Annotated in this window: 21 protein-coding genes; 5 read left to right on the top strand and 16 right to left on the bottom strand. The window is 52.1% G+C overall.

Features of this window, described 5'->3' with window-relative positions:
- Positions 1-26: 26 nt before the first annotated feature.
- The 3 genes from recJ to ACJJI3_RS00545 all read right to left on the bottom strand — a co-directional run bounded on the left by recJ (position 27) and on the right by ACJJI3_RS00545 (position 4624).
- A complete protein-coding gene (gene recJ / locus ACJJI3_RS00555; RefSeq protein WP_444941120.1) occupies positions 27-1754 on the bottom strand; it encodes a single-stranded-DNA-specific exonuclease RecJ in 1728 nt (575 codons plus the stop codon).
- Positions 1755-1814: 60 nt separating this feature from the next.
- Complete coding sequence (gene thrC / locus ACJJI3_RS00550; protein ID WP_444941119.1) at positions 1815-3215, bottom strand: threonine synthase; 1401 nt, start codon at positions 3213-3215, stop codon at positions 1815-1817.
- Positions 3216-3301: 86 nt separating this feature from the next.
- Entirely contained in the window at positions 3302-4624 is a 1323-nt protein-coding gene (locus ACJJI3_RS00545; protein ID WP_444919295.1) for a homoserine dehydrogenase, read from the bottom strand.
- A gap of 403 nt (positions 4625-5027) precedes the next feature.
- On the opposite strand from ACJJI3_RS00545, the gene ACJJI3_RS00540 reads away from it, so the two are divergent.
- The 3 genes from ACJJI3_RS00540 to aspA all read left to right on the top strand — a co-directional run bounded on the left by ACJJI3_RS00540 (position 5028) and on the right by aspA (position 8535).
- Positions 5028-6041: an asparaginase gene (locus ACJJI3_RS00540; RefSeq protein ID WP_444914359.1), complete on the top strand. Its 1014-nt coding sequence runs from the start codon at positions 5028-5030 to the stop codon at positions 6039-6041.
- Between the two features lie 105 nt (positions 6042-6146).
- Positions 6147-6962: a helix-turn-helix domain-containing protein gene (locus ACJJI3_RS00535; RefSeq protein ID WP_444941118.1), complete on the top strand. Its 816-nt coding sequence runs from the start codon at positions 6147-6149 to the stop codon at positions 6960-6962.
- Between the two features lie 106 nt (positions 6963-7068).
- Positions 7069-8535 carry an aspartate ammonia-lyase gene (gene aspA / locus ACJJI3_RS00530; protein ID WP_444941117.1) on the top strand — a complete coding sequence of 489 codons (1467 nt, stop codon included), beginning with the start codon at positions 7069-7071 and terminating at the stop codon, positions 8533-8535.
- Positions 8536-8588: 53 nt separating this feature from the next.
- Here the strand turns inward: aspA and ACJJI3_RS00525 are convergent, their stop codons facing one another.
- The 6 genes from ACJJI3_RS00525 to ffh form a co-directional block, all read right to left on the bottom strand.
- Complete coding sequence (locus tag ACJJI3_RS00525; RefSeq protein WP_444941116.1) at positions 8589-9338, bottom strand: DsbC family protein; 750 nt, start codon at positions 9336-9338, stop codon at positions 8589-8591.
- A 319-nt stretch (positions 9339-9657) separates the two neighbouring features.
- Positions 9658-10014, bottom strand: a complete 357-nt coding sequence (gene rplS, locus ACJJI3_RS00520; protein ID WP_282934563.1) for a 50S ribosomal protein L19 — start codon at positions 10012-10014, stop codon at positions 9658-9660.
- A 73-nt stretch (positions 10015-10087) separates the two neighbouring features.
- Entirely contained in the window at positions 10088-10852 is a 765-nt protein-coding gene (gene trmD / locus ACJJI3_RS00515) for a tRNA (guanosine(37)-N1)-methyltransferase TrmD (RefSeq protein WP_444941115.1), read from the bottom strand.
- A gap of 12 nt (positions 10853-10864) precedes the next feature.
- The gene (gene rimM / locus ACJJI3_RS00510; protein ID WP_108735295.1) at positions 10865-11404 is read right to left on the bottom strand and encodes a ribosome maturation factor RimM; all 540 of its coding nucleotides are present in this window, start codon (positions 11402-11404) and stop codon (positions 10865-10867) included.
- 22 nt (positions 11405-11426) lie between these two features.
- On the bottom strand, positions 11427-11666 hold the full coding sequence (gene rpsP / locus ACJJI3_RS00505) for a 30S ribosomal protein S16 (protein WP_108733998.1): 240 nt from the start codon (positions 11664-11666) through the stop codon (positions 11427-11429).
- A 155-nt stretch (positions 11667-11821) separates the two neighbouring features.
- Positions 11822-13234: a signal recognition particle protein gene (ffh, locus tag ACJJI3_RS00500; RefSeq protein ID WP_444941114.1), complete on the bottom strand. Its 1413-nt coding sequence runs from the start codon at positions 13232-13234 to the stop codon at positions 11822-11824.
- 205 nt (positions 13235-13439) lie between these two features.
- Between ffh and ACJJI3_RS00495 the strand changes: the two genes are divergently transcribed.
- Both ACJJI3_RS00495 and ACJJI3_RS00490 read left to right on the top strand, forming a co-directional pair.
- Positions 13440-14240 (top strand): cytochrome C assembly family protein, encoded by an 801-nt coding sequence (locus ACJJI3_RS00495; protein WP_444896543.1) that lies wholly within the window; start codon positions 13440-13442, stop codon positions 14238-14240.
- A 79-nt stretch (positions 14241-14319) separates the two neighbouring features.
- On the top strand, positions 14320-15582 hold the full coding sequence (locus ACJJI3_RS00490) for an HlyC/CorC family transporter (RefSeq protein WP_413662809.1): 1263 nt from the start codon (positions 14320-14322) through the stop codon (positions 15580-15582).
- A gap of 15 nt (positions 15583-15597) precedes the next feature.
- Here the strand turns inward: ACJJI3_RS00490 and rnhB are convergent, their stop codons facing one another.
- From rnhB to bamA, 7 genes are all read right to left on the bottom strand, one after another.
- Positions 15598-16215 carry a ribonuclease HII gene (gene rnhB / locus ACJJI3_RS00485; protein ID WP_444941113.1) on the bottom strand — a complete coding sequence of 206 codons (618 nt, stop codon included), beginning with the start codon at positions 16213-16215 and terminating at the stop codon, positions 15598-15600.
- Between the two features lie 8 nt (positions 16216-16223).
- Positions 16224-17393 (bottom strand): lipid-A-disaccharide synthase, encoded by a 1170-nt coding sequence (gene lpxB / locus ACJJI3_RS00480; RefSeq protein ID WP_444941112.1) that lies wholly within the window; start codon positions 17391-17393, stop codon positions 16224-16226.
- A 101-nt stretch (positions 17394-17494) separates the two neighbouring features.
- Positions 17495-18274: an acyl-ACP--UDP-N-acetylglucosamine O-acyltransferase gene (gene lpxA / locus ACJJI3_RS00475; protein WP_444896539.1), complete on the bottom strand. Its 780-nt coding sequence runs from the start codon at positions 18272-18274 to the stop codon at positions 17495-17497.
- A 106-nt stretch (positions 18275-18380) separates the two neighbouring features.
- Positions 18381-18821: a 3-hydroxyacyl-ACP dehydratase FabZ gene (gene fabZ / locus ACJJI3_RS00470; protein WP_108734005.1), complete on the bottom strand. Its 441-nt coding sequence runs from the start codon at positions 18819-18821 to the stop codon at positions 18381-18383.
- Positions 18822-18899: 78 nt separating this feature from the next.
- Positions 18900-19961, bottom strand: coding sequence for a UDP-3-O-(3-hydroxymyristoyl)glucosamine N-acyltransferase (gene lpxD, locus ACJJI3_RS00465; protein ID WP_444941111.1), 1062 nt, complete (start codon positions 19959-19961; stop codon positions 18900-18902).
- Positions 19962-19975: 14 nt separating this feature from the next.
- Complete coding sequence (locus tag ACJJI3_RS00460; protein ID WP_413662813.1) at positions 19976-20491, bottom strand: OmpH/Skp family outer membrane protein; 516 nt, start codon at positions 20489-20491, stop codon at positions 19976-19978.
- 68 nt (positions 20492-20559) lie between these two features.
- The gene (bamA, locus tag ACJJI3_RS00455; protein ID WP_444933826.1) at positions 20560-23142 is read right to left on the bottom strand and encodes an outer membrane protein assembly factor BamA; all 2583 of its coding nucleotides are present in this window, start codon (positions 23140-23142) and stop codon (positions 20560-20562) included.
- Positions 23143-23144: the final 2 nt, after the last annotated feature.

Raw genomic sequence — 23144 nt, 5'->3', positions numbered from 1 at the left:
CCCAACAGCCAAATACAAAGTGGGCCCTATACCGCTTCTAACAGGCTCACCATTAATTGCAGGGATTCCCGCCCGCGAAATTCATTAACATCGAGCTTAAAAGCCAAGCGCACTCTTTCCGTGGGCTGCGGCCACTGCTCGGTGTCCACATTAAAAGCAATAGCATCCAGCGCTAATTGCGGCGCCTGAGGCGGCGCCACCACCATTTTTAAATGGCGCTCGCCGACAATGCGCTGTTGCAGCAACAGGAATTCACCGTCGAATACCGGCTCTGGAAACGCCTGTCCCCAGGGCGCGCAAGCGCGCAACATGGCTGCCGTGTGCAAAGTGTAATCCCCAGATTCCAACTCACCGTCAGAGTCGATAACCGCGTGCAGCTGGTTTTCATTCAGGCGGTTGCGCACCACCTGCTCAAAAGCCTTGCGGAAAGCCTCCAGGTTTTCCTGGGGTAAGCTCAGCCCCGCCGCCATAGCGTGGCCACCGAACTTGCTGATCAGGTCCGGATGAGCGGCAGCTACGTCACTCAGGGCATCGCGAATATGCAGCCCTGGAATCGAACGCGCAGAGCCCTTCACCAGGCCGTTATCACCCTCAGCAAATGCGATCACCGGGCGATGGAATTTCTCTTTGATGCGGCTGGCCAAAATACCCACCACACCTTGATGCCAGTTGGCATCGTACAGACACAAACTCCAGGGAATTTCGCCCTCCAGGCGCAACTCATCCAGGGCCGCCATTGCTTCCCTCTGCATCCCCTGCTCGATCGCTTTGCGATCCCGGTTCAGGGCGTCCAGCTCGCCGGCCAGCTCCCGCGCTTCACTGGGATCGCGGGTGAGCAGGCAGCGGATACCGGTGCCGATATCGTCGAGACGGCCAGCCGCATTAATACGCGGCCCCAAAATAAAACCAATATCTGTGGTGGAGAGCCTGCGCTGGTCGCGCCCGGCAACCTCCATCAGGGCGGCAATACCGGGCCGGCAGCGGCCGGCGCGGATACGGGCGATGCCCTGGTGAACCAGAATCCGGTTGTTGTGATCCAGCGGGACCAGATCGGCCACAGTACCCAAGGCGACCAAATCCAGGTATTCGGCCATATTGGGCGGGGCAATACCGCTCTGCTCAAACCACCCACTCTGCTGTAGGGCCGTACGCAAACGACTGAGCAGATAAAAGATCACCCCCACTCCGGCCAGGTTCTTGCTGGGAAAGTCACAGTCCGGCTGGTTCGGGTTTACGATGGCATCCGCCTGCGGCAGCTCACTGCCGGGCAGGTGGTGATCCGTCACAATCACTTTCATACCAGCAGCTTTTGCCGCTGCCACGCCCTCGATACTGCTAATACCGTTATCTACGGTGATCAGCAGATCGGGCTGATAATCTTTGGCTACCTCGACAATTTCTGGAGTCAGCCCGTAGCCGAAGTCAAAGCGATTCGGCACCAGGTACTCCACTCCCGGCGCGCCCATTGCACCCAGGGCCAACACCCCCAAGGTGCTACTGGTGGCTCCATCCGCATCGAAATCCCCCACGATAAGGATTTTCTTTTGCCCGTGGATAGCATCCACCAGCAAGGAAACGGCAGCCTCCAGCCCTCGCATACTCTGCGGGCTCTGTAATTGAGAGAGGCTGTGATCCAACGCTTCTTCGCTGACAATCCCCCGCCCCAACAGGACACGCTGCAATATTTTTGGTGTTTCAGAAGCAAAACGGCCAGTAGACAAATCCACTGGCCGTCGCTGAATTTTTGTACTCAATGTATTTCTCAGCAAACTAATAGCTAATCGGTTGCCGCTTATTGCACGACAGTGTGCCGATTAACTGCCTTCTGACAGCATCGTCGCCATATAGTCGTGTACTTGGGACAAGTTATTGGGCAATACCTTGAAGCGCTCCTCCCGCTGCCAGAGATCCTGCATATGACTCGGCAGGGGAATCTCTTTTTCTGGCAGGGCCTGGGCCACGGCATCGGGGAATTTTGCCGGGTGTGCGGTAGATAAGCAAACCATGGGCTGTTCGGTAGAGTGACGTACCTGTCGTGCGGCTTCAACCCCGATAGCTGTATGCGGATCAAGTAGATATTCGCAGGAGCTGAAGGTCTCACCAATCACTTCAACCGTGCGCTTGTCATCCACCCGACTGGAGGAGAAAACTTCTCTCGCTTTGCCCAGGGCCGATTCACTCAAATGCATGGGCTGACTGCGATCCGCGAGCAATTCAGCAACCGTCGCACCATCGCGACCGTAGAGATCAAACAGCAATCGCTCAAAGTTGCTCGACACCATAATATCCATACTGGGAGACAAGCTGTGCACCAGTGGTTTGGGAGTGTGGTCATTGCCGCTGATGCAGCGATGCAGAATATCGTTGGCATTGGTCGCAATTACCAATTGGTCGATAGGCAATCCCATCTGCCTCGCCAGGTATCCGGCAAAAATATCGCCAAAATTACCGGTGGGTACGGAGAAATTAACGGTTTTATCCGGCGCCCCCAGGCGCAGGGCGGCATAAAAGTAATAGACGATCTGCGCCATAATCCGCGCCCAGTTAATGGAATTAACCGCTACCAGGCGGCGTCCATCGGGCAGGAATGATTGATCGGCAAAACTCGCTTTCACCATATTCTGGCAATCGTCAAAATTACCTTCGAGAGCGATATTAAATACGTTGTCCGACTGCACTGTGGTCATCTGGCGTCGCTGGACTTCAGACACACGGTTATGGGGGTGCAGAATAAAAATATCGATATTGTCGCAGTGGCGGCAACCTTCGATCGCGGCCGAACCGGTATCCCCAGAAGTTGCTCCCATAACCACCACTCTTTCACCGCGCTTTTTCAGTAGGTGATCAAAGAGTTGACCGAGGAACTGCAAGGCAAAATCTTTGAATGCCAGGGTGGGCCCGTGAAACAACTCGAGCACCCACTCATTGGTGTCCGTCTGCACCAGCGGGGCAATAGCCTTGTGGCGGAAGTGCTTGTAGGAGCGTCCGATAATACCGCCCAGCTCTTCATCACTGAGATCATCCCCCACAAACGGCTGGATAATGCGAAAGGCCAGCTGCTCGTAATCAAGCCCCGCCATAGAGGCAATTTCCTCGCGAGAAAACTTCGGCAAATTCTCGGGAACATAGAGGCCTCCATCGCTGGCAAGGCCTGTTAGTACGGTATCGGCGAAGGAGAGAGACGGCGCGCTGCCGCGTGTGCTGACAAATTTCACAGTATTTCTTGGCTCTTATCGCTGGCTGGGGAGTTAATTGATTGGAGCACCGAGCCCGGGGTTATGTCACTCGGCGCCCGCGGGGTTTATCCGAGGCTCTCGACACGAATCCTGACGACTTCACCTTCGACCGTTTCCAAAGCCTCTATTTGTGCAACCGCTTGGCGGAGGCTGGCTTCATCAGCTCGACTGGTCAAAATCACCACCGGGACAAGTGCTTCACCTTCAACCGGTTCGTGCTGGATCAGAGCCTCGATGCTGATGCCCTGATCACTGCAAATGGTGGCCACCTGAGACATAACACCGGGCTTGTCGTGGGCGGCGATACGCAGGTAATAACTGGTAATAACATCTTCTTCCGGCAGAACCTGGGTTCCCCCTTGGTTCGCAAGGGCGACACCCGCTGCCGGCACTCTGTGCTCCGGCTTGGCCTCAAGAGTGCGGGCCACATCAACAAGATCGGCGATCACTGCCGATGCCGTGGCTTCATCGCCCGCACCAGCGCCGTAATACAGGGTTGGTCCCACAGCATCGCCGCTGACCAGCACCGCATTCATAACGCCGTTTACGTTGGCGATCAGGCGGCGCTGGGGGATTAAAGTCGGGTGCACCCGCAACTCCACGCCCTTGTCAGTGCGACGCGCAATCCCCAGATGCTTGATACGGTATCCCAGCTCATCGGCGTAGCGAATATCTTCACTACAGATCCGGCTGATGCCTTCGGTGTACACCTTGTCAAAAGCGAGCGGCATAGCAAATGCCAGGGAAGCCATAATCACCAGCTTGTGAGCAGCATCGATACCTTCCACATCAAAAGTGGGGTCCGCTTCCGCATATCCTAAAGCTTGGGCTTGGGCCAGAGCTTCATCGAAACTGCGCCCTTTCTCCCGCATCTCAGTGAGGATGTAATTGCCGGTGCCATTAATGATTCCGGCGAGCCACTGCACCTGGTTGCCCACCAATCCTTCGCGCAGGGACTTAATAATAGGAATACCGCCGGCTACTGCCGCCTCATAGGCAATGGTGACGTTGTGCTTTGTGGCCAGCTCAAACAGCTCGTTGCCGTGTTCGGCAATCAACGCCTTGTTGGCGGTGACAATATGCTTGCCATTTTCAATCGCTGTGCGCACCAGCTCCTTGGCTACCGTAGTACCACCGATAAGCTCCACCAAAATATCCACGTTGGGATTATTGGCGACATCGAAAATTTCCCGGGTAACGTTTATCTGGCCGGTATCACAGTGTGCGTTATCGCGGCGCGCACCTATTTGCTCAATGACCAGGGCGCGACCACAACGGGCTGCAATTTCCCGCCCATTGCGCGCCAATACATTCACCGTTCCACTGCCGACAGTACCCAAGCCACAGATACCGATCCGCACGGCACGGGGTGCCTTTTTTACAACCACCTGAGCCTCCGCCTCCGCAGTCTCTTCCACTGTTGCGCTCACAATGTTCCTCCGCGCAACTATAAGGGCAGCGAACCAGATCGGGATCTACCCCGATTACATAGAAAGTGCCACCACAGGAAGCCGCGCAATAAATGCAAATAAAATTGACAAAAGATCATCAACCTTACCGAGCGGAACGTAAAAAAGTCAATATAATTGCGCCACAAAGGCACCGCTTCCAGCTAGAGTAGAGTCGAAACTTCTGTCACCCAAAATCACCTCTTGAAACCAACAGCGTCCTCAGTAGATGCTATAGAAGCATCTACTAGCATCAGGTAACAGCAACCTGCGAAATTGCATCCACCGCGCCTTTGCACAAAATAGGGGCGTACTGAATCCGGACTCAGATAGTGGTCGAGTAATGAAGAAAACCCTAATCCTTTATACAGGCGGAACCCTGGGAATGCGCCGAAGCGAATCGGGCTATGTGCCTGACGCCGACCTGGAAGGCGCACTGGGCCGCCTCTTACAAGATGTTATCGGCCAACTTCCACAATACGATTTCCAGGCACTCGACCCACTGCTGGATAGCGCCAATATGCGACCAAAGGACTGGTATCACATTGCCAGCCTGATACGCGACAACTATAGCCAGTACTCAGGCTTTTTGGTGTTGCACGGCACCGACACCATGGCCTACACCGCCTCAGCACTGTCCTTTGCCCTGCAAGGCATAGAAAAGCCCGTGGTCGTCACCGGTTCCCAGATTCCCTTGCGGGAGATGCGTAGCGACGCCTATAACAACTTAATTGCGGCGCTATTATTAAGCGGCTCCGACGATATCAGGGAGGTCTGCCTCTACTTCAACGGCAAACTTCTACGTGGCAACCGTGCAGTAAAGGTCAGCTCTGGCTCACTGGATGCTTTTAGCAGCCCCAATTACCCCTGTCTCGGGGAAGTGGGTATCCAGGTCAATATCGACCACAACGCCCTGCTGGTGCCCACCGGTGAACCGCAGTTTCAGATTCCCACCAATGCCAATGGCGGAGTGATTTTACTGAAACTATTTCCCGGTATATCTCCCTCACTGATTGAGAAAATTTTAGAGAGCCGCCCCAAGGGCCTGATTATTGAAACATACGGCACCGGCAATGCGCCGACTGACGACAGTGCGTTTACTGAGCAGCTTGAGAAGGCTTCAAAGCTCGGCACTATTTGTGTAGCAGTGTCCCAGTGTTTGGAGCACCAGGTGGATCTGGGTAAATACGCTGCGGGCTCCGCACTGCTTGATGCCGGTGTTATAGGTGGTCTGGATATGACCAGCGAAGCCTGTTTTGTAAAGCTCAACCACCTGTTGGCAATGGGCCATTCCGATACGGAAATTAAAACCCTATTACAGCGCCCGCTGTGCGGTGAGTGCAACCACCCCAACTGATAGAAACTGGAACTATTGGCGAAGCCATATGGCTTCGACTTTAAAAAAGGACCGAGTGAGTAACAGGGGTTGAAGGGATAACCTCTATCCAGAAGCAAAATACCGATGAGCAACGATTTTTCGCAAAACCTCCGCCTTCTGTGCAGCTTCTACCCATCCATAGCCGAGGTGTGCCGGCGAATTGGGGTGAACCGTGCCCAGTTCAATAAATATCTCAACGGTAACACTCAACCCTCCCAGTATACCCTGGGAAAGATATGTCATTTTTTTGGCGTAGAGCCCCATGAAATCGTGATGCCCCACGAGCAATTCAGCCAAATTGTTCGCGTACGCAACGCGCCCGTCTCCGACAGCCTCCCCGCCAGGCCCTACAATCGCGATATTGATATTCTGATGCGGGAGTCCCAGGGGCGGGCCGATAAATATTTAGGCTTCTATTTCGAGTACCACTACTCCATGACCTTCTCCGACCATATTATTCGCAGCCTGCTGCATATTGAGTCGGATGGTGATGGGTATTATTTTCAGCGCTTCGAACGAATGCGCTACCCGGACAGGGATGAGTGGTATAAATCCCGCTATAAAGGCATGCTGCTCTTTCTTGCCGATCGTATTTTTCTGGTTGGCTATGAATCACTGACTCACAATGAAATCGCACAAACTATTTTATACCCTACTTATAAAAGCCGAGTCAGCTATCTATCCGGATTAAAGCTGGGAGCATCCGCCAGTGACAGGCGTGAGCCCGTCTGCACAAAAGTAGTTCTCGAATCTCTCGGTCACAACATCAGCATAAAAAATGCACTGAAATTATGTGGTGTTTTTGGTCCTGAGTCCGAAGAGATAAACAAAAACATCCGCGAGAATATTCGCGCAACCTCTACAGAGGGGCCGCAGAGTTTCTTTGCGACACCACTCTAAAAATACTTCCCAATTAATTACTAAATTACCCCAACACGAGGCTTGCGGGAGGTGGAGATATTACCCCACCCCACACAGACCCATACGATGAAGAGAAGAGAAACTGATGACCAACGATTTCCACACACTCAAACCAATGCCGGTTTTTAGTGCAGGTGCAGAAACCCGCTTGGAGAAAGACTTATTGGGTGAGCGCGAAGTACCGGCCGATGTCTATTTTGGCATTCAAACTTTGCGCGCTTTGGAAAATTTCCAGATTACCGGAATTACCCTGAATCACTTCCCCAACCTAGTAAAAGCACTGGCGATGGTAAAAAAAGCTGCAGCCAGCGCCAATGGACAGCTCGGCTACCTGGAACCCAAACTGCAAGATGCCATTGCCACTGCCTGTGACGAGATTATCGATGGCAAACTGCACGATCAATTTTTGGTAGATATGATTCAGGGCGGCGCCGGCACTTCTACCAATATGAATGCCAATGAGGTGATTGCCAACCGCGCGCTGGAATTACTCGGTCACAACAAAGCCGAGTACAAAAAAGTACACCCCAACAACAATGTAAACCTGTCGCAATCTACCAATGATGTTTATCCAACCTCGATAAACCTGGCCATTCTGCTCAGCTACAGCGACCTGGTTCAGTCCATGGAGAGCTTGTGCGTTGAGTTCGACAAGAAGGCCAAAGAGTTTGCCTCAGTAATTAAAATGGGGCGCACCCAACTCCAAGATGCGGTACCTATGACCCTGGGCCAGGAGTTTGCCGCCTTCGCCGCCACTGTGCGCGAAGATGTCGACAGAGTTAAGGAGCTGGTCGCCCTATTCAAAGAGATCAATATGGGTGGTACCGCGATCGGCACCGGCATTAATACCGACCCGGAATATCGCCAGCTGGTTGTTAACGCGCTGTCAGAAATTTCCGGCATCGATTTTATCTGCGCAGAAAACCTGGTGGAAGCCACCTCCGACATGGGCGCCTTCGTGATGTTCTCCGGCGTCATGAAACGCATCGCCGTTAAGATCTCGAAAATTTGCAGCGATTTACGCCTGATTTCCAGCGGCCCTCGCGCTGGCCTCAATGAAATTAACCTGCCGCCGATGCAACCCGGCTCATCCATTATGCCCGGCAAGGTCAACCCGGTTATTCCCGAAGTGGTTAACCAGGTTGCCTACCAGGTGATCGGCAACGACCTCACGATTACCCTGGCTGCTGAATCCGGCCAGTTGCAGCTCAATGTAATGGAGCCAGTAATCGCCTTTAACCTGCTACAGTCCATGCGCCTGATGACCCAAGCCATGACCACGCTTGCGGATCGTTGTGTGAGCGGCATCACTGCCAACGAAGAGCACTGCCTGCAACTGGTTGAGAACAGCATCGGCCTGATTACTGCGGTAAACCCGTTTATTGGCTATGAAAATGCCACCCGCATCGCCAAGCAGGCACTAATTACCGGTGCCAGTGTGAAGCAGTTAATCCTTGATGAGGGGTTACTGAGTGAGGAGGAACTGAACGATATCCTCGCGCCGGAGAATATGACCCAGCCGAGAAAAGTAGAAATTAAAAACCCTGCTTAAAAACAAAAACCGGCGGCCTCTCGGCTGCCGGTTTTTTTAGCTATCAGCCGGGCTTAAATTCCCAGCTCTTTAAGCAGGCGATCCGGTGGTAAGTAACCGGGAACAACCCGACCATCTTCCATCACGATAGTCGGCGTACCGCGCACATCGATAGCCTCGTTGCCCAACTTGTATTGAGCTGCCACGGGGTTTGCCTTACAGACATCCAAAGGCACGTTTTCACGGTTCTTAAGTGCAGTCAGCGTCTTGTTGCTGTCTTCCGCACACCATGCAGTTGCCAGTTTGCGATATCCCAGGGAGTTAAGACCACCGCGTGGGAACGCCAGGTAGCGCACTTCGATTCCGCGCTTGTTCAGCTCGGGCACATCCTGGTGCAGCTTGCGGCAGTAACCGCAGTCCACATCGGTAAATACATAAACGCTTGCCTTGGTTTCACCTTTCGGGGAGAAGACAATCATATCTTCTGTATCAAGGGCGCCCATAACCGCAGCGCGGCGCGTCGCTCTACGCTGCTCGGAAAGGTTGGCAACACCGCCAGCCTTCACCTGATAGAGATCGCCGTAAACAAAGTGATTACCATCAGCAGAGACGAACAGGGTCGTGTTGCCATCATCGACATCCACTTCGTAAAGCCCCTCAATTGGACTCTCCCGCACCTCTCCATAGGTTGCTTTGGGATTACTCGCCTCAAGGCGTGTCTTGATGGTTTTTACAACGTTGGTATCGACTTCTGCCAACGCTGCAGAGCCCACCAGACTGAGTAGCGCGCCAGCGATTGCCAGCGGCTTCTTGATAAGCGTCATTACCAATTGCTCCTTAAATTCTCATTGGGCTTCGACTTAATCATCGGCCTTCAGTTCCAGCCAGTATGGCAGCTCTTTGCCGCTGCGAACCTAATTGGCACGTTTTAACATATCCAGTCACCTTGGACTACGCAAAACACCGCAAGACGTGAGCGCTTTAGCGAAATTGACTGTACCCCCGCGCCAGGGGAAGCCCGTGTCCATTTATGTCAGTTAAGGCAAGCAGACCCAATGAGGGACACCAAATATGCTGCTCGTAACCCACATACAAAAAAGGCCGAAGCGTACGCTTCGGCCTTTTTCTGCGATCAAGGAGAGCTTAGTTGAGCTTCTCTTTGATACGTGCAGCTTTACCAGTCAGGCTGCGGAGGTAGTACAGCTTGGCCTGACGCACGTCACCGCGACGCTTAACCTTGAGGCTGTCAACCATCGGGCTGTGAGTCTGGAAAGTACGCTCAACACCAACACCGTGGGAAATTTTACGCACGGTGAAGGAGGAGTTCAGACCACGGTTGCGCTTACCGATAACCACGCCTTCGAACGCCTGCAGACGCTCACGGTTGCCCTCTTTTACTTTTACCTGAACGATTACAGTGTCGCCCGGTGCGAAGGGAGGTACTTCGCTCTTCAGCTGTTCCTGCTCCAGCTGCTGGATAATTTTGTTAGTCATTTGGATCGCTCCCAAATACAGATTGTGTAGCTTCTCAGCTAGTTCACCGAACTACTCGCGCCTCCCGGCGAATTCGGCCTCAATTTTCTTCGAGCTTCTGTTCCCGCTGGATCTCATCCAACAACAACTTCTGCTCATCGCTCAGCTCCAACCCTTGCAATAAGTCCGGGCGTCGCTGTTGCGTGCGCGCCAATGCCTGTTTCAGGCGCCAGCGGCGTATTTTTTCATGGTTGCCAGAAAGCAAAACTTCCGGTACCGCTACTCCCCGATATTGTTCCGGTCGGGTGTAGTGTGGGCAGTCCAGCAGGCCAGAGGAGAAAGAGTCCTCAACCGCCGATTGGTTGTGTCCAAGTGCGCCGGGAATCAAGCGGGTAATAGCATCCACCATCACCATAGCAGCCAGTTCGCCACCGCTGAGGACATAGTCACCAATGGACCACTCCTCGTCGATCATAGATTCGACGATACGCTCATCCACACCTTCGTAGCGCCCCGCCAACAACACCAGGTTGCCAGCTGCAGACAGCTGCTCCACTCCACCCTGATCGAGCTGTCGACCCTGGGGAGACATGTAGATACTGCGTACAGATTCACCATCTTCACCAGCCCAAGCTCGAGCAACCTCGAGAGCCTGGTAAAGGGGCTCAGCTAACATCACCATTCCCGGTCCGCCGCCGTAAGGGCGATCGTCCACAGTCCGGTGCCTGTCACTGGTAAAGTCCCGAGGATTCCAACAGCGAACTTCTAAAAGGCCATCTTTCACAGCCCGTCCACTGACGCCATACTCGGTCAATGCGGCAAACATTTCCGGAAAAATGCTTACCAGAGCGATTCGTTTTGTCATCGCTCCTACGCCTTAAAAAGCCGGGTCCCAGTCGACGGTTATTACACCGACTTCCAGGTCAATATTGGTAATAAACTGATCAGGTAGATAGGGAATCAAGCGCTCGCGCTTATCCGCTCCACCGCGCACCACCATTACATCGTTGGCGCCAGTTTCCATCATGCGAGCGACGGTACCAAAGTCGTGATCTTCGCCATCGAAATGGCTGACAACCTTTAACCCTTCGAGCTGGTGCCAGTAATACTCACCATGCTCAAGCTCAGGCATCAGTTCACGAGCTACAGCAATATCGCGCTGGCAAAGTCGAGCCGCCAAATCGCGGTCATCAATGCCTTTCACATGTACGATCAAGCCCTTGCCGTGACGCTTACCAGCGTCAATTTCGAGAGCTTCCCAACCTTTCGGCCCCTGCAAGCGCCAATTAGGGAACTGTAGGATGTTGTCCATCGGCTCGGTATAGGAGTGAACCTTGACCCAGCCGCGCACACCATAAACGGTAGTAACGCGCCCAACCGTGACCAACTCTTCGGAAGGTTTTCCGTTATCTGTCACAGGAGCACCACTTACGCGCAAATTAAGCAGATTCTTTCAGAAGCTTGCCGACGCGGTCAGAAACCTGTGCGCCACGACCCAGCCAGAAATCAACACGCTCGCGATCAACACGCAGACGCTCTTCCTGACCACGGGCAACCGGGTTGAAGAAACCAACACGCTCAATAAAACGACCGTCGCGAGATTTGCGGCTGTCGGTAACGGTCAGATGATAAAACGGGCGCTTTTTAGCACCACCACGGGCCAAACGAATGGTTACCATGTAACTTTCCTATAGGTTCAACACTAGGCAACCGCACTAAGCAGTCACCACAACAACTTTGTACCGGCAGCAGGGCCGGCAGAAAGGCGGCGTATTCTAATGTACCACCCCAGATTTGTATAGGGTCGCCAAGCCGCCCGGAGAACCGCGGTTCTCTACTTCTTTTTGAGGCCCGGTGGCAGGCCTCCGGGCATACCGCCCATACCACCGCCCATACCACCGCCCATACCGGGCAGGCCGCCGAGGCCGCGCATCATTTTACCCATGCCGCCGCCTTTGAGCTTCTTCATCATCTTGCCCATCTGCTTGTGCTGCTTGAGCAGGCGATTCAAGTCCTGCAGCTGGGTGCCGGAACCGGCGACAATGCGGCGCTTGCGCGAACCGTTAAGAAGGTCAGGATTGCGGCGTTCGGCAGGCGTCATGGAGGAAATCAATGCATCCATACGCTTAAATTCTTTACCCATATCGGCCTGTTGTGCAGCCTGCGCTACACCGCCCATGCCGGGCATTTTCTCCAACAGGGAGCCAAAGCCACCCATGTTTTGCATTTGCTGCAGCTGATCGCGCAGGTCTTCCAGGTCAAAGCCTTTACCCTTCTGGACCTTCTTAACCAGCTTTTCGGCTTTCTCTTTATCAATTTTCTGCTCTGCTTCTTCAATCAGAGACAGAATGTCACCCATACCCAGGATACGGGAGGCGATACGATCCGGGTGGAAGGTTTCCAGGGCGTCGGTCTTTTCACCAACACCGATAAACTTGATTGGCTTGCCAGTGACATGACGCACGGAGAGAGCGGCACCACCACGGGCATCGCCATCGGCCTTGGTGAGAATCACACCGGTCAGCGGCAGCGCATCATTAAAGGCACTTGCGGTATTCACCGCATCCTGACCGATCATTGCGTCGATCACGAACAGGGTTTCCGCCGGATTCAACTCGCTGTGCAGCTCACGGATCTCATCCATCAGCTCGGAATCCACATGCAGTCGGCCCGCCGTATCCACAATCAGCACATCGGCAAATTGTTTGCGCGCGGCATCAACAGCGCCCTTGGCAATATCCAGCGGCTTCTGTTCAGCAGTAGAGGGATAGAACTGCGCCCCCACTTCGCCAGCCAGGGTCTCCAGCTGTTTGATAGCAGCGGGGCGGTAGACGTCCGCACTCACCACCATGACTTTTTTCTTTTCACGCTCCTGCAGGTATTTGGCCAGCTTGGCCACACTGGTGGTTTTACCAGCGCCCTGGAGGCCCGCCATCAGGATTACCGCCGGAGGTTGTACGGCGAGGTTGAGAGGCTCTGCAGCCGCACCCATCACCTTAACCAGCTCATCCTGAACAATCTTGACGAACTGCTGGCCCGGGTTGAGAGCCTTGCTAACCTTCTGTCCTACCGCAGCGGTGCGCACTTGCTGAACAAATGCCTTAACCACTGGCAGAGCGACATCCGCCTCCAACAGCGCCTTGCGCACTTCGCGCAAAGTATCGCGGATATTGTCATCCGTAAGGCGCGCTTTACCGGTAACTTTCTTTAAGGCCGCCGATAAGCGGTCACTCAGGTTATCGAACATAAATTCGTCTCGATCTCTCCGTTTACGGACTCAACCCCAGTGCGGAGGGGCGCGAAATTAGGGGGGAGCAAACTGCAACTCCCTCTCTGAGGCGCGGCAGTATAGCCCAGGTCTCGCCACAGCCGAAATATCGCAAGTCTTCCTTGTTTCAACTGGCTATGACACACTCCTGCCCTAACGCAATAATGAAGACACGGATTTACCCATGGCGGCTTTCGCCCACTGGACAGCTATCGCTCTCTACCTGGCCACAACCATAGTTGCAGGTGCGGCTCTGGCCCGAAAACAACAGCCGAATTCCAAACTGCTTCTCAGCCTTTTGGCGGGTGCACTTGTCACCCACGGAATATCCCTGGGACACGTTCTCTTTTCACCCGAAGGCTATCGCTTTGACCTGCTAGCAATGCTCTCGCTGATTGCCTGGGTAGTTAACTTTCTATTATTGATCCTGGCCGTTGGCCGGCCACTTACGCTACTTATTCTTATTTTCGCACCAGTGGGAGCCGCCACTGAATTTGCCGCATCCCATATTTGGGGCACCGTAACGCCACATCAACAAATCTCTGCCGGCATTGCGGTACACGCTCTATTGTCTATTTCTGCCTATTCGCTGCTGACCCTGGCTACCCTTCAGGCGATCTATCTTTATTACCTTAACCAGCAACTGCACAACCACAGGCCGGTAGGCGCCACCCGTCTTCTGCCACCATTGCAGAGCATGGAATCACTGCTGTTTGGCCTGATCACTTTCGGGCAACTACTGCTCACCGCCTCCCTGCTGACCGGTTTCGTCTTTGTTGGCAATTTGTTTGAAGAGGGACCAATACACAAAACCATCCTCTCTATGGTCGCCTGGGTTCTTTACACCATACTCCTATGGGGACACTGGAGGTTGGGCTGGAGAGGCAATACCGCTGTGCGTTGGACCTTAAGCGCTTTCGCCGCCCTACTACTTGCCTATTTTGGTAGTAAGCTGGTTATGGAAGTCATTCTCCAGCGCGGGTAATCGAATATACGACTGCAAAGCTTGCGGAGGTCGGCAATATGTTCCAATATCTCCGCTTGGAAATAAAAAGAGTTCTCCCTTGAACGAGATGCCCACGGGCCTGCTATTCGGTTTGCTGGCCCTATTGATACTGATATCCGCCTTCTTCTCCAGCTCCGAAACCAGCATGATGGCGCTTAACCGCTATCGCCTGCGGCACCAAGCCAAAAGCGGGCACCGCGGGGCAAAGCGCGCCACAGAGCTACTCGCACGCCCGGACAAGCTGATCGGCTCAATTCTAATCGGCAACAATCTCGTTAACGTTCTTGTATCCGTAATCGCCGGCTCAGTATTCGCGCAGATATACGGAGAAATACTCACCACCATAGTCTTAACTCTTGCCCTACTGATTTTTGCTGAGGTCACGCCAAAGACTATTGCCGCTCTACACCCGGAAAAAATTGCTTTCCCCGCCTCATTTATTTTGCGCCCACTGCAATGGCTGCTCACTCCCCTGGTGCTGTTGATTGGTGGCATATCCAACGGCCTGGCGCGTATGTTGGGAGTCGAAACAAAAGCGAATAGCGAAGCGGAACACCTGGCCCCCGAAGAACTCCGAACCGTTGTATTCGAATCAGGCGCCCTACTTCCCAGCAAGCACAAAGGCATGTTGCTCAACGTGCTGGACCTGGACCAGGCAACCGTTGAAGACATCATGATTCCGCGCAATGAAGTCATGGGCGTTGACCTGGAAAACAGCGCCGAAGAGATCCTGCAGCAGCTAGCGGAAAGTTCCTACACTCGCCTCCCCGTATATCGCGGTGACATCAATCGAGTAGTAGGCATACTTCACCTGCGAAAAGCGGCGCAAATACTGCGCGACGGACCGGAAAATTTAACGGCAGAGCGGCTCAATTCATTCACTGATGAGCCTTACTTCGTACCCGAGGCAACACCACTCCCCACACTGCTGATGAACTTCCAGAAAACCAAGCGCCGCATGGGGCTGGTAGTTGATGAGTACGGAGAGGTAATGGGTATCGTTACCCTGGAAGATCTGCTGGAGGAAATTGTCGGCGACTTCACCGCAAGTCCAGTACCCAGCGATGACGAGGAGATAGTCGCCATAGAAGATGGCTGGTACATGATCGAGGGCGGCACTTCTATTCGCGATATTAATCGCACCCTGGGCTGGGAGCTACCCACTGACGGACCGAAAACCTTTAACGGCCTGGCAATGGAACACCTGGAGAGCATCCCCGACGGCAATATCAGCCTGTACATCCTCAATTACCTGGTGGAAATTGAGGAGGTCTCAGACAAGATGATTACCCGGGCCAGAATCAAGCGAATCGACAAGTGACGCTACAGCCGTTAATCACTCAACCTCTTCTAGCAAGCGCCTTACCGGTGCAAAGCTGGTGCGGTGTATTGGAGTGGGACCCTGCAACTGTAAAGCTTCCATATGCGCCTTGGTGGGATACCCTTTATGACCTGCAAGGCCGTAACCGGGATATTCAGAGTCCAGCACCACCATTTCCCTATCACGGGTCACCTTAGCCAAAATAGATGCCGCCCCAATTGCAGCGACACGACCATCGCCCTTTACAACGGTATCGCAAGGGTAATCCCAGTTCGGTTTTTTATTGCCATCCACCAACACAAATTCAGGCTGCACGGATAGCTGTGCAACTGCACGATGCATCGCCAGTAAACTTGCCTGCAAAATATTTAGCTGGTCAATTTCCTCTACTGTTGCACGAGCTATGGAGTAACTGAGTGCTCGCTCACAAATCTCATCAAATAACTGCTCGCGCTTTTTTTCAGTCAGCTTTTTGGAGTCGGCAAGCCCGGCAATTGGCTTGTTAGGATCAAGAATCACAGCTGCGGCAACTACATCACCAGCTAAGGGGCCGCGCCCAACCTCATCGACACCTGCAATCAAATCACTCTTGAAAGGGCAAACATAGGGGGGCAATTCTGTTTTACTACTCATAACTTATACTACTCGGCAGATTCAGGCTTAGCTTCCAGCAGCCCCACCACGGCATCAGCAGCCCGCTCAGAAGCATTGCGTCTCAACTGTTGATGCATCTCGAAAAACTCGCGCTCCAAATGATCCCCAAGGAGCGGGTCTTCAAAAAACTGCATGATCGCAGCACCGAGATTCTCTGGAATAGCATCATTCTGCAAAATCTCCGGTACCAGTTCTTTTTGCGCTAACAAATTCGGCAGGGAAACCCATGGAGTATGCAGCATTCGCGAGACAATCATGGACGTCAATCTTCCCAATTTATAGGTGACGACCATGGGCTTCTTTAGCAACATTGTTTCAAGGGTTGCTGTACCCGATGCAATAAGCACACAGTCTGCCGCTGAAACGGCCCGTCTCGATTGCCCCTCAAGTAAAGTGATAGGGAGTTCAGGGTAATCTTTTAGCTGCTCTTGAATCTCATCCATACGCTGCTTGTTGGCAGCGGGAATAACAAATTTAATATCCGAATGACGCTGATAGCACCATCGGGCCGTCTGCAGAAACAACGGCCCCAGCATGCGAACCTCACCTCCACGACTGCCAGGCAAAAGGGCAATTACCCGGTCGTCTTTCTCAAAGCCCAATGCTTTGCGCTCGCCGGCGACATCCACTTGCAGGGGAATTTCATCAGCCAAAGGGTGGCCAACAAAGGTCACCGGTACTTGGTTATCTCGGTAGAAATTCGCTTCAAATGGAAGCAGGGTCAACATATGGTCGACAGCCCGCGCAATCTTTTTAATTCGACCCTGCCGCCAAGCCCAAACCGAAGGACTGACATAATGGACGGTGGGTATACCCTCAGCCTTGAGTGCAGCCTCAAGAGTCAATGTAAAATCCGGGGAATCTATACCAATAAATAGATCGGGAGGGTTATCAGTAAAGTGGCGGCGGAGAGATCTGCGGATTTTCAACAGTTCCGGAAGGCGCTTCAAAGGCTCCACCAGCCCCATTACCGATAGCCGCTCCATAGGAAATAAACTTTTAGCACCCAGTTCCAGCATGCGCGGCCCGGCAATTCCCTCAAACTCTACATTAGGAAGCCGAGTTTTTAATGCGGCCATCAAACCAGAACCGAGGATATCTCCTGACGCCTCACCGACAACAATACCAATTCGTATCGGCTTATTTTTTTCTGACACGCCTAAATCCCTCCTCTTGGGGAGCTGTTTACGTTGGAATTAAATGGGAGTTGCATAAAGTGCAATCGGAGCCGCACGAAACAGCTCCAAAGAGAAGTGAATTAGCGAACAATGCCGCGGGTGGAAGACTGCAAAGACTCTATCCACGGCTGAATAACTGGAGATTGTTCACGCAACTCCATCAAGGCCTGCAGCGCCTCTTGCATAGTAAGACCGCGACGATAAACGGTCTTGTAAGCTTTATTGATCAGGGCAATATCTTCTCTAGAAAAGCCCCGCCTGCGCAGCCCTTCCGAGTTAATGGTCTTTGCTTCAGCAGGGTTCCCGGCAACCATAACATAAGCGGGAACGTCTTTACCGATAGCAGCGCCCATTCCCAGGAAAGCATGCTCTCCCACAGTGCAGTTCTGGTGAACCAAACTATAACCACTCAGAATCGCCCAGTCCTTAACAACAACATGACCGGCCAAACCACAGTTATTCACCATAATAGTGTGATTACCAACAACACTATCGTGGCCAATATGGGCATAGGCCATGATCAGGTTTTCGTCACCAATAGTGGTCTCACCTCGGTCCTGAACGGTACCACGGTGGATCGTAACCCCCTCGCGAATCACGTTATTGTCGCCAATAACGAGTGTCGTCTCTTCACCACGATACTTTTTGTCCGGGGTATCCTGCCCTACGGAAGCAAACTGGTAGATTCGGTTGTTCTTCCCCAGTTTGGTCGGCCCACTAAGCACCACATGAGAGGCAATATCACAGCCATCACCTATCTCTACGCCGGCTCCAACAATGGTGTAAGCACCAATACTCACCCCGGAACCAATTACTGCCGTAGAGTCGACAATAGCTGTAGGGTGGATACTTGTCTGCATTCTGGGATCTACTCCTCGGCATTAATCGTACTGGGTAACCTGTACCCTTAAAAACAAAGGCTACCCGGAAAATCCTGAATCTAACTCTCCAGCGAGCTTTACAGAATTACTGAACCTTTTTGACGGCACATAGGATATCAACAGAAGCTGCCAGCTCGCCATCAACACTGGCTTTACAAGCGAATTTCCAGATATTTCTGCGAACAGATACCGCTTCAGACTCGAGCTCAAGGCGATCACCTGGGATCACCTGACGCTTAAAGCGCGCCTTATCAACCCCACCGAACAGATACAGATATCCATCTTCCGGTTTTTTGCCAAACGTTTTAAAGCCGAGGATTCCCGAGACCTGAGCCAGGGCTTCAACAATCATCACTCCCGGGAAAATAGGCATTTCCGGAAAGTGGCCATTAAAAACTTCTTCATTTCCAGAAATGTTTTTATAGCCTTTTATATACTTCCCTTCTTCGAGTTCTACTACACGATCCACCAACAAAAAAGGATAACGGTGCGGCAGATACTCGCGAATTTCACGTACATCCATCATTCCAAATGCCCCCAGAAACCACTTCGGGGCGTAAAACGCCCCGAAAACAACAAAGCCAAATTAATTAATAACTAAAGTTCAATCGTCTGTCCCACTCTTTTGGGACAGTGCCTGAACCTGTTTTTCCAAATCTTTCAATCTGCGCGCCATTTGATCCAACTGACCAAAACGCACAGCATTACGACGCCAGGTAGAACTATCGGCAAAGGATAGCGCTCCAGAGTAGCTACCAGTATCCTTTATCGACTTAGTAACAAACGTGTTACCCGACACCTGACTGCCATCTGCAATCGTTATGTGCCCGTTAATACGGCTACAGCCACCGAGAAGACAATGCTTCCCTATCTCAGCACTACCGGCAATTACGGCACACCCGGCTATGGCCGTGTAGTCACCAATCTTCACATTGTGCGCGATTTGGACCAGATTGTCGATCTTGACTCCTCGCCCAATCACCGTATCACCCAAAGCTCCACGGTCTATACAGGTATTGGCTCCAATTTCCACATCTTCGCCAATTTGCACTCCGCCAAGCTGGTGAATTTTCACCCAGCTGCCTTTATTAGGCGCAAACCCGAAGCCATCGGCTCCAATAACCGTCTGGCTGTGAATAATACCGTGTGCACCGATAGAGCAGTTATGATGAAAAACAACGCCGGCATACAGGCGTGTTCCTGCACCGACTAAACTGCCCTCACCAACATAGCAGTTAGCACCAACAATCGCTCCAGGCTCCAATTTTGCGTAGGCCTCGACCACAGAGCCGGGCCCCACACTGACACCAGCACCAATCTCTGCCGTGGGGTGAACCACTGCAGAGGGGTGAATACCAATAGGTGCTTCAGGAGTTGTATCGAACAGGGCTGTTGCTTGAGCAAAGGCCAAGTAGGGGTCCGCAACACATAAAGCCGTTACCGGGCACTCTTCAACAAACTCTTCCGATACCAGCACTGCGGCAGCTTTGGTCGTTTTCAGAAAGCGTCGATAATTAGGGCTTGCGAGGAAAGCCAAGTGCTCTGCACCGGCATCCTGCAGTGTATTTAAACCCTGAACTTTTTGATTGGAATCTGAACCGGGCGCCAACCGCAAGTCGGCCCCCAGCTCTTGCGCCAACTGGGCAAGAGAAAAGCTATCTTTCATATAAGACTATCGACTTACTTGGCTGCGTTCATACGCTTAACAACAGCCTCTGTCAGGTCGACGCTGGGACTTACATAGTAGGCAGTATTGGAATCCAGCACTACGTCAAGCTTCTGCTCTTTAATCAGTGCGTCCAGGGCATCCCTAGCCTTTGGTCCCATAGAAGCCTGGATCTCTTGACCCACTTGAGCTTCCATTGCACGCAATTTTTTCACCGTTGTCTCAAAATCTGAGCGCTGGAAATTCATCTTGCGCTGGTACTCAGTCTTCTGCTCATCGGACCAGGTCACACTGTTTTTCTTGGCATCTTCAGCCATTTTTTGCAGCTCAGAACGAATTGACTCGGCACTGCTCTGCAGCTTCGAATATTCAGAGCTGGTCTTCAAGGAGTTAACCTTGGTTTTAGCTGCATCTGTGCTCATGATCGCAGCTTGTAGGTTAAGTACCGCAACCTTGGTTTGCGCCAGTGCTGCGCCGGACAAGGTCATACCTGCAAGTAATACTGCAACAATTTTTACATTCTTAAGCACGTCGGTCTCTCCAATAGATTTTATTTTAATTGCGCTGATATACGCCTAATTCATTTTATCTGACAAATTTAGAAGCTGTTACCCAGGGTGAACTGGAATGCTTCCACATCATCATCATCATTTTTCTTCAGCGGTTTGGCCAAGCTGAATGTCAGCGGACCAAACCCGGTAATCCAGGTCAAGCCAATTCCCGCAGAGACATTCATCTTACCAAAGTCCACATCGTAACAGTTGATCTGGGTATCTCCACAACTGGTATCGAAAACGTTACCCGCATCGATAAAGAAAGCTGTTTGCAAAGAACGCTGATCCTTGATAAACGGCAGTGGGAAGATAATTTCCGCACTACCCTCAACTAAAATATTACCACCGAAGGGGTCAGCATCATCTCTGTCAAATGTCACCAGATCCCCATTATCATCAACCAAGTAGCAAGTCTGCGTTATTGATTCCCCATCTGTTGCGCAGGGAGCGAGTGTAGTAGCAGTAACTCCATCTGGGTATACGTAAGGTCCTAACCCAATCGCTGGGGTGGAACGTGGACCTAAAGTATTTCGCTCAAAGCCCCTCACAGAGCCAAAGCCACCCGCATAGAAGTTCTTGAAGAACGGCAGCTCATCAAGGTCCCCGAAACCGTCACCGTATCCCAAACGAGTACGTAAACGCAGAGTCAAACTCTTCGTTAATGGGCGGAAATACTGCCCAGTATAAACAAGCTTGTAATATTCAAGATCACTGCCTGGAACAGAAAACTCAGCAGAAAAGTTCTGAGATGCTCCTCTGGTTGCCAAAACGCCTCTATTTAAAGTTGATCGCGCATAAGATGCCGTGAGGCTTAAACTGTTAAAGGCATCTCCATAGCGATCAATAAAGCCATCTGGAGTGGGAAATAGATCATCAGTTAATGACATTGCCAAGTCTTCAGCAATACCCTCGTCCAAAGCCGTAAGAATATCATTAGCCTCAGCATCGGTAATAACACCGGTCACACCATCAATTGGCTGAGGTGTTGTGGAAATCTCCTGCACAGAGCTACTTGAAGCGGTTAATTCCAAGTGGTTGAAATTAATATTCAACCCGAGACGAGAAATTTCTGACATCGGGTAGCCAAAACTAACACCACCACCATAAGTCGTGGTGTTGTAGTCAGAGAGGTTAACCTCGGAGTAATCATTCTCTGTGTAGAAAACATTAAAGCCACGGCTCACACCATCCGGTGTGAAGTAAGGGTCGAGGTAGGAGAAGTTCACAGAAGTCTGGTAGGTGGAGGCATTCAACCCAATACCTACGGATTTACCCGTACCTAACCAGTTATTCTCTTGGATATTAGCACCCAACACCAAGCCACTGCTCTGGGCCCAACCTATAGTGCCACCGATAGAACCTGAAGGCTGCTCTTCAACCGTGTATTCGACATCAATCTGGTCAGAAGTACCTGGCACCTCACTGGTTTCCACCTCTACTTCCTTGAAGTAACCCAAGCGTTCAAGGCGGACTTTAGACTGTTCTATACGGGCAGACGATGCAGAAGCTGACTCCATCTGACGCATCTCGCGGCGCAAAACCTCATCTGTAGTGCGAGTATTACCTCGGAAATTAATTCGGCGAACATACGCCCGCTTGCCAGGATTGATAAAGAAGGTAATTTTTACCGTTTTCTCTTCTTTATTGGGTTCAGGGATACCATTAACCTCAGCAAAGGTATAGCCCTCATTCCCAAGACGCTTGGTAATATAATCCGAGGTTGTTGTCATGCGAACCTGGGAAAAGGTCTGCCCTTCCCGCACCAGTAGCAAGCGCTTAACTTCTTCTTCAGGGACTACAGGATCACCAGCCAGGTCCACTTCACTAATGGTGTACACATCACCCTCAAACACATTGACGGTGATAAATACACTCTCTTTGTCGGGGCTCAGGGAAACCTGGGTAGAGTCAATTTTAAAATCCAGGTACCCACGATCCAAATAATAAGATTCGAGACGCTCCAGGTCGCCGGTCAATTTTTCTCGGGAATACTTGTCATCACTGCGCAACCACGACAACCAACCGGTAGTTTGCAGCTCGAAAATCTCTCCAAGCTCTTCATCGGAAAACGCTTTGTTACCAACAATATTGATGTGCTTAATTGCGGCCACAGAACCTTCATCGACAATTACGCGAAGCTCAACCTGGTTGCGTGGCAACTCTTTTACTTCAGTTTTAACACTGGCGTCATAGCGTCCCTGGGCAACATATTGGCGCTGTAACTCCTGGGCCAACCCCTCAAGGGTAGCGCGCTTGAAGATCTGCCCCTCTGAAAGGCCATTCTCCTGCATGCCCTTCAACAGGTCTTCTGTTGCAATCGCCTTGTTGCCTGTAATTTCGATCTTGGAAATTGCAGGCCGCTCGCGCACAGTGATAACCAGGACACCATTTTCCTGGCCGATTTGAATATCCTCAAAGTAACCGGTGCGAAACAGTGCCCGAGTGGCGCTCTGAATTTCCAGAGTCTCCACCTCATCCCCTACTCGCACAGGGAGAGCTGAGAATACGGTACCGGCAGAGACGCGCTGCAGCCCTTCCACACGGATGTCATCAACTACAAATGACTGTGCTAAAGCACTCAGAGGCAGCGCTAGGCTAAGAGAAGCCGCTTTCAGGAAATGTTTCATCT

The organism is Microbulbifer maximicatervae (SeqCode), from assembly GCF_052466985.1.
Note: the sequence above shows the minus strand (reverse complement) of the source record. Positions and strands in the feature narration are given on the sequence as shown.

Excerpts from the sequence above, each read along its gene's own strand:
- rpsP (WP_108733998.1), bottom strand. The coding sequence starts at position 11,666 with ATGGTAACCATTCGTTTGGCCCGTGGTGGTGCTAAAAAGCGCCCGTTT.
- bamA (WP_444933826.1), bottom strand. The coding sequence starts at position 23,142 with ATGAAACATTTCCTGAAAGCGGCTTCTCTTAGCCTAGCGCTGCCTCTG.
- ffh (WP_444941114.1), bottom strand. The coding sequence starts at position 13,234 with ATGTTCGATAACCTGAGTGACCGCTTATCGGCGGCCTTAAAGAAAGTT.
- lpxA (WP_444896539.1), bottom strand. The coding sequence starts at position 18,274 with ATGCAGACAAGTATCCACCCTACAGCTATTGTCGACTCTACGGCAGTA.
- ACJJI3_RS00495 (WP_444896543.1), top strand. The coding sequence starts at position 13,440 with ATGGCGGCTTTCGCCCACTGGACAGCTATCGCTCTCTACCTGGCCACA.
- trmD (WP_444941115.1), bottom strand. The coding sequence starts at position 10,852 with ATGACAAAACGAATCGCTCTGGTAAGCATTTTTCCGGAAATGTTTGCC.
- ACJJI3_RS00525 (WP_444941116.1), bottom strand. The coding sequence starts at position 9,338 with ATGACGCTTATCAAGAAGCCGCTGGCAATCGCTGGCGCGCTACTCAGT.
- aspA (WP_444941117.1), top strand. The coding sequence starts at position 7,069 with ATGACCAACGATTTCCACACACTCAAACCAATGCCGGTTTTTAGTGCA.
- ACJJI3_RS00540 (WP_444914359.1), top strand. The coding sequence starts at position 5,028 with ATGAAGAAAACCCTAATCCTTTATACAGGCGGAACCCTGGGAATGCGC.
- lpxD (WP_444941111.1), bottom strand. The coding sequence starts at position 19,961 with ATGAAAGATAGCTTTTCTCTTGCCCAGTTGGCGCAAGAGCTGGGGGCC.
- ACJJI3_RS00535 (WP_444941118.1), top strand. The coding sequence starts at position 6,147 with ATGAGCAACGATTTTTCGCAAAACCTCCGCCTTCTGTGCAGCTTCTAC.
- fabZ (WP_108734005.1), bottom strand. The coding sequence starts at position 18,821 with ATGATGGATGTACGTGAAATTCGCGAGTATCTGCCGCACCGTTATCCT.
- rnhB (WP_444941113.1), bottom strand. The coding sequence starts at position 16,215 with ATGAGTAGTAAAACAGAATTGCCCCCCTATGTTTGCCCTTTCAAGAGT.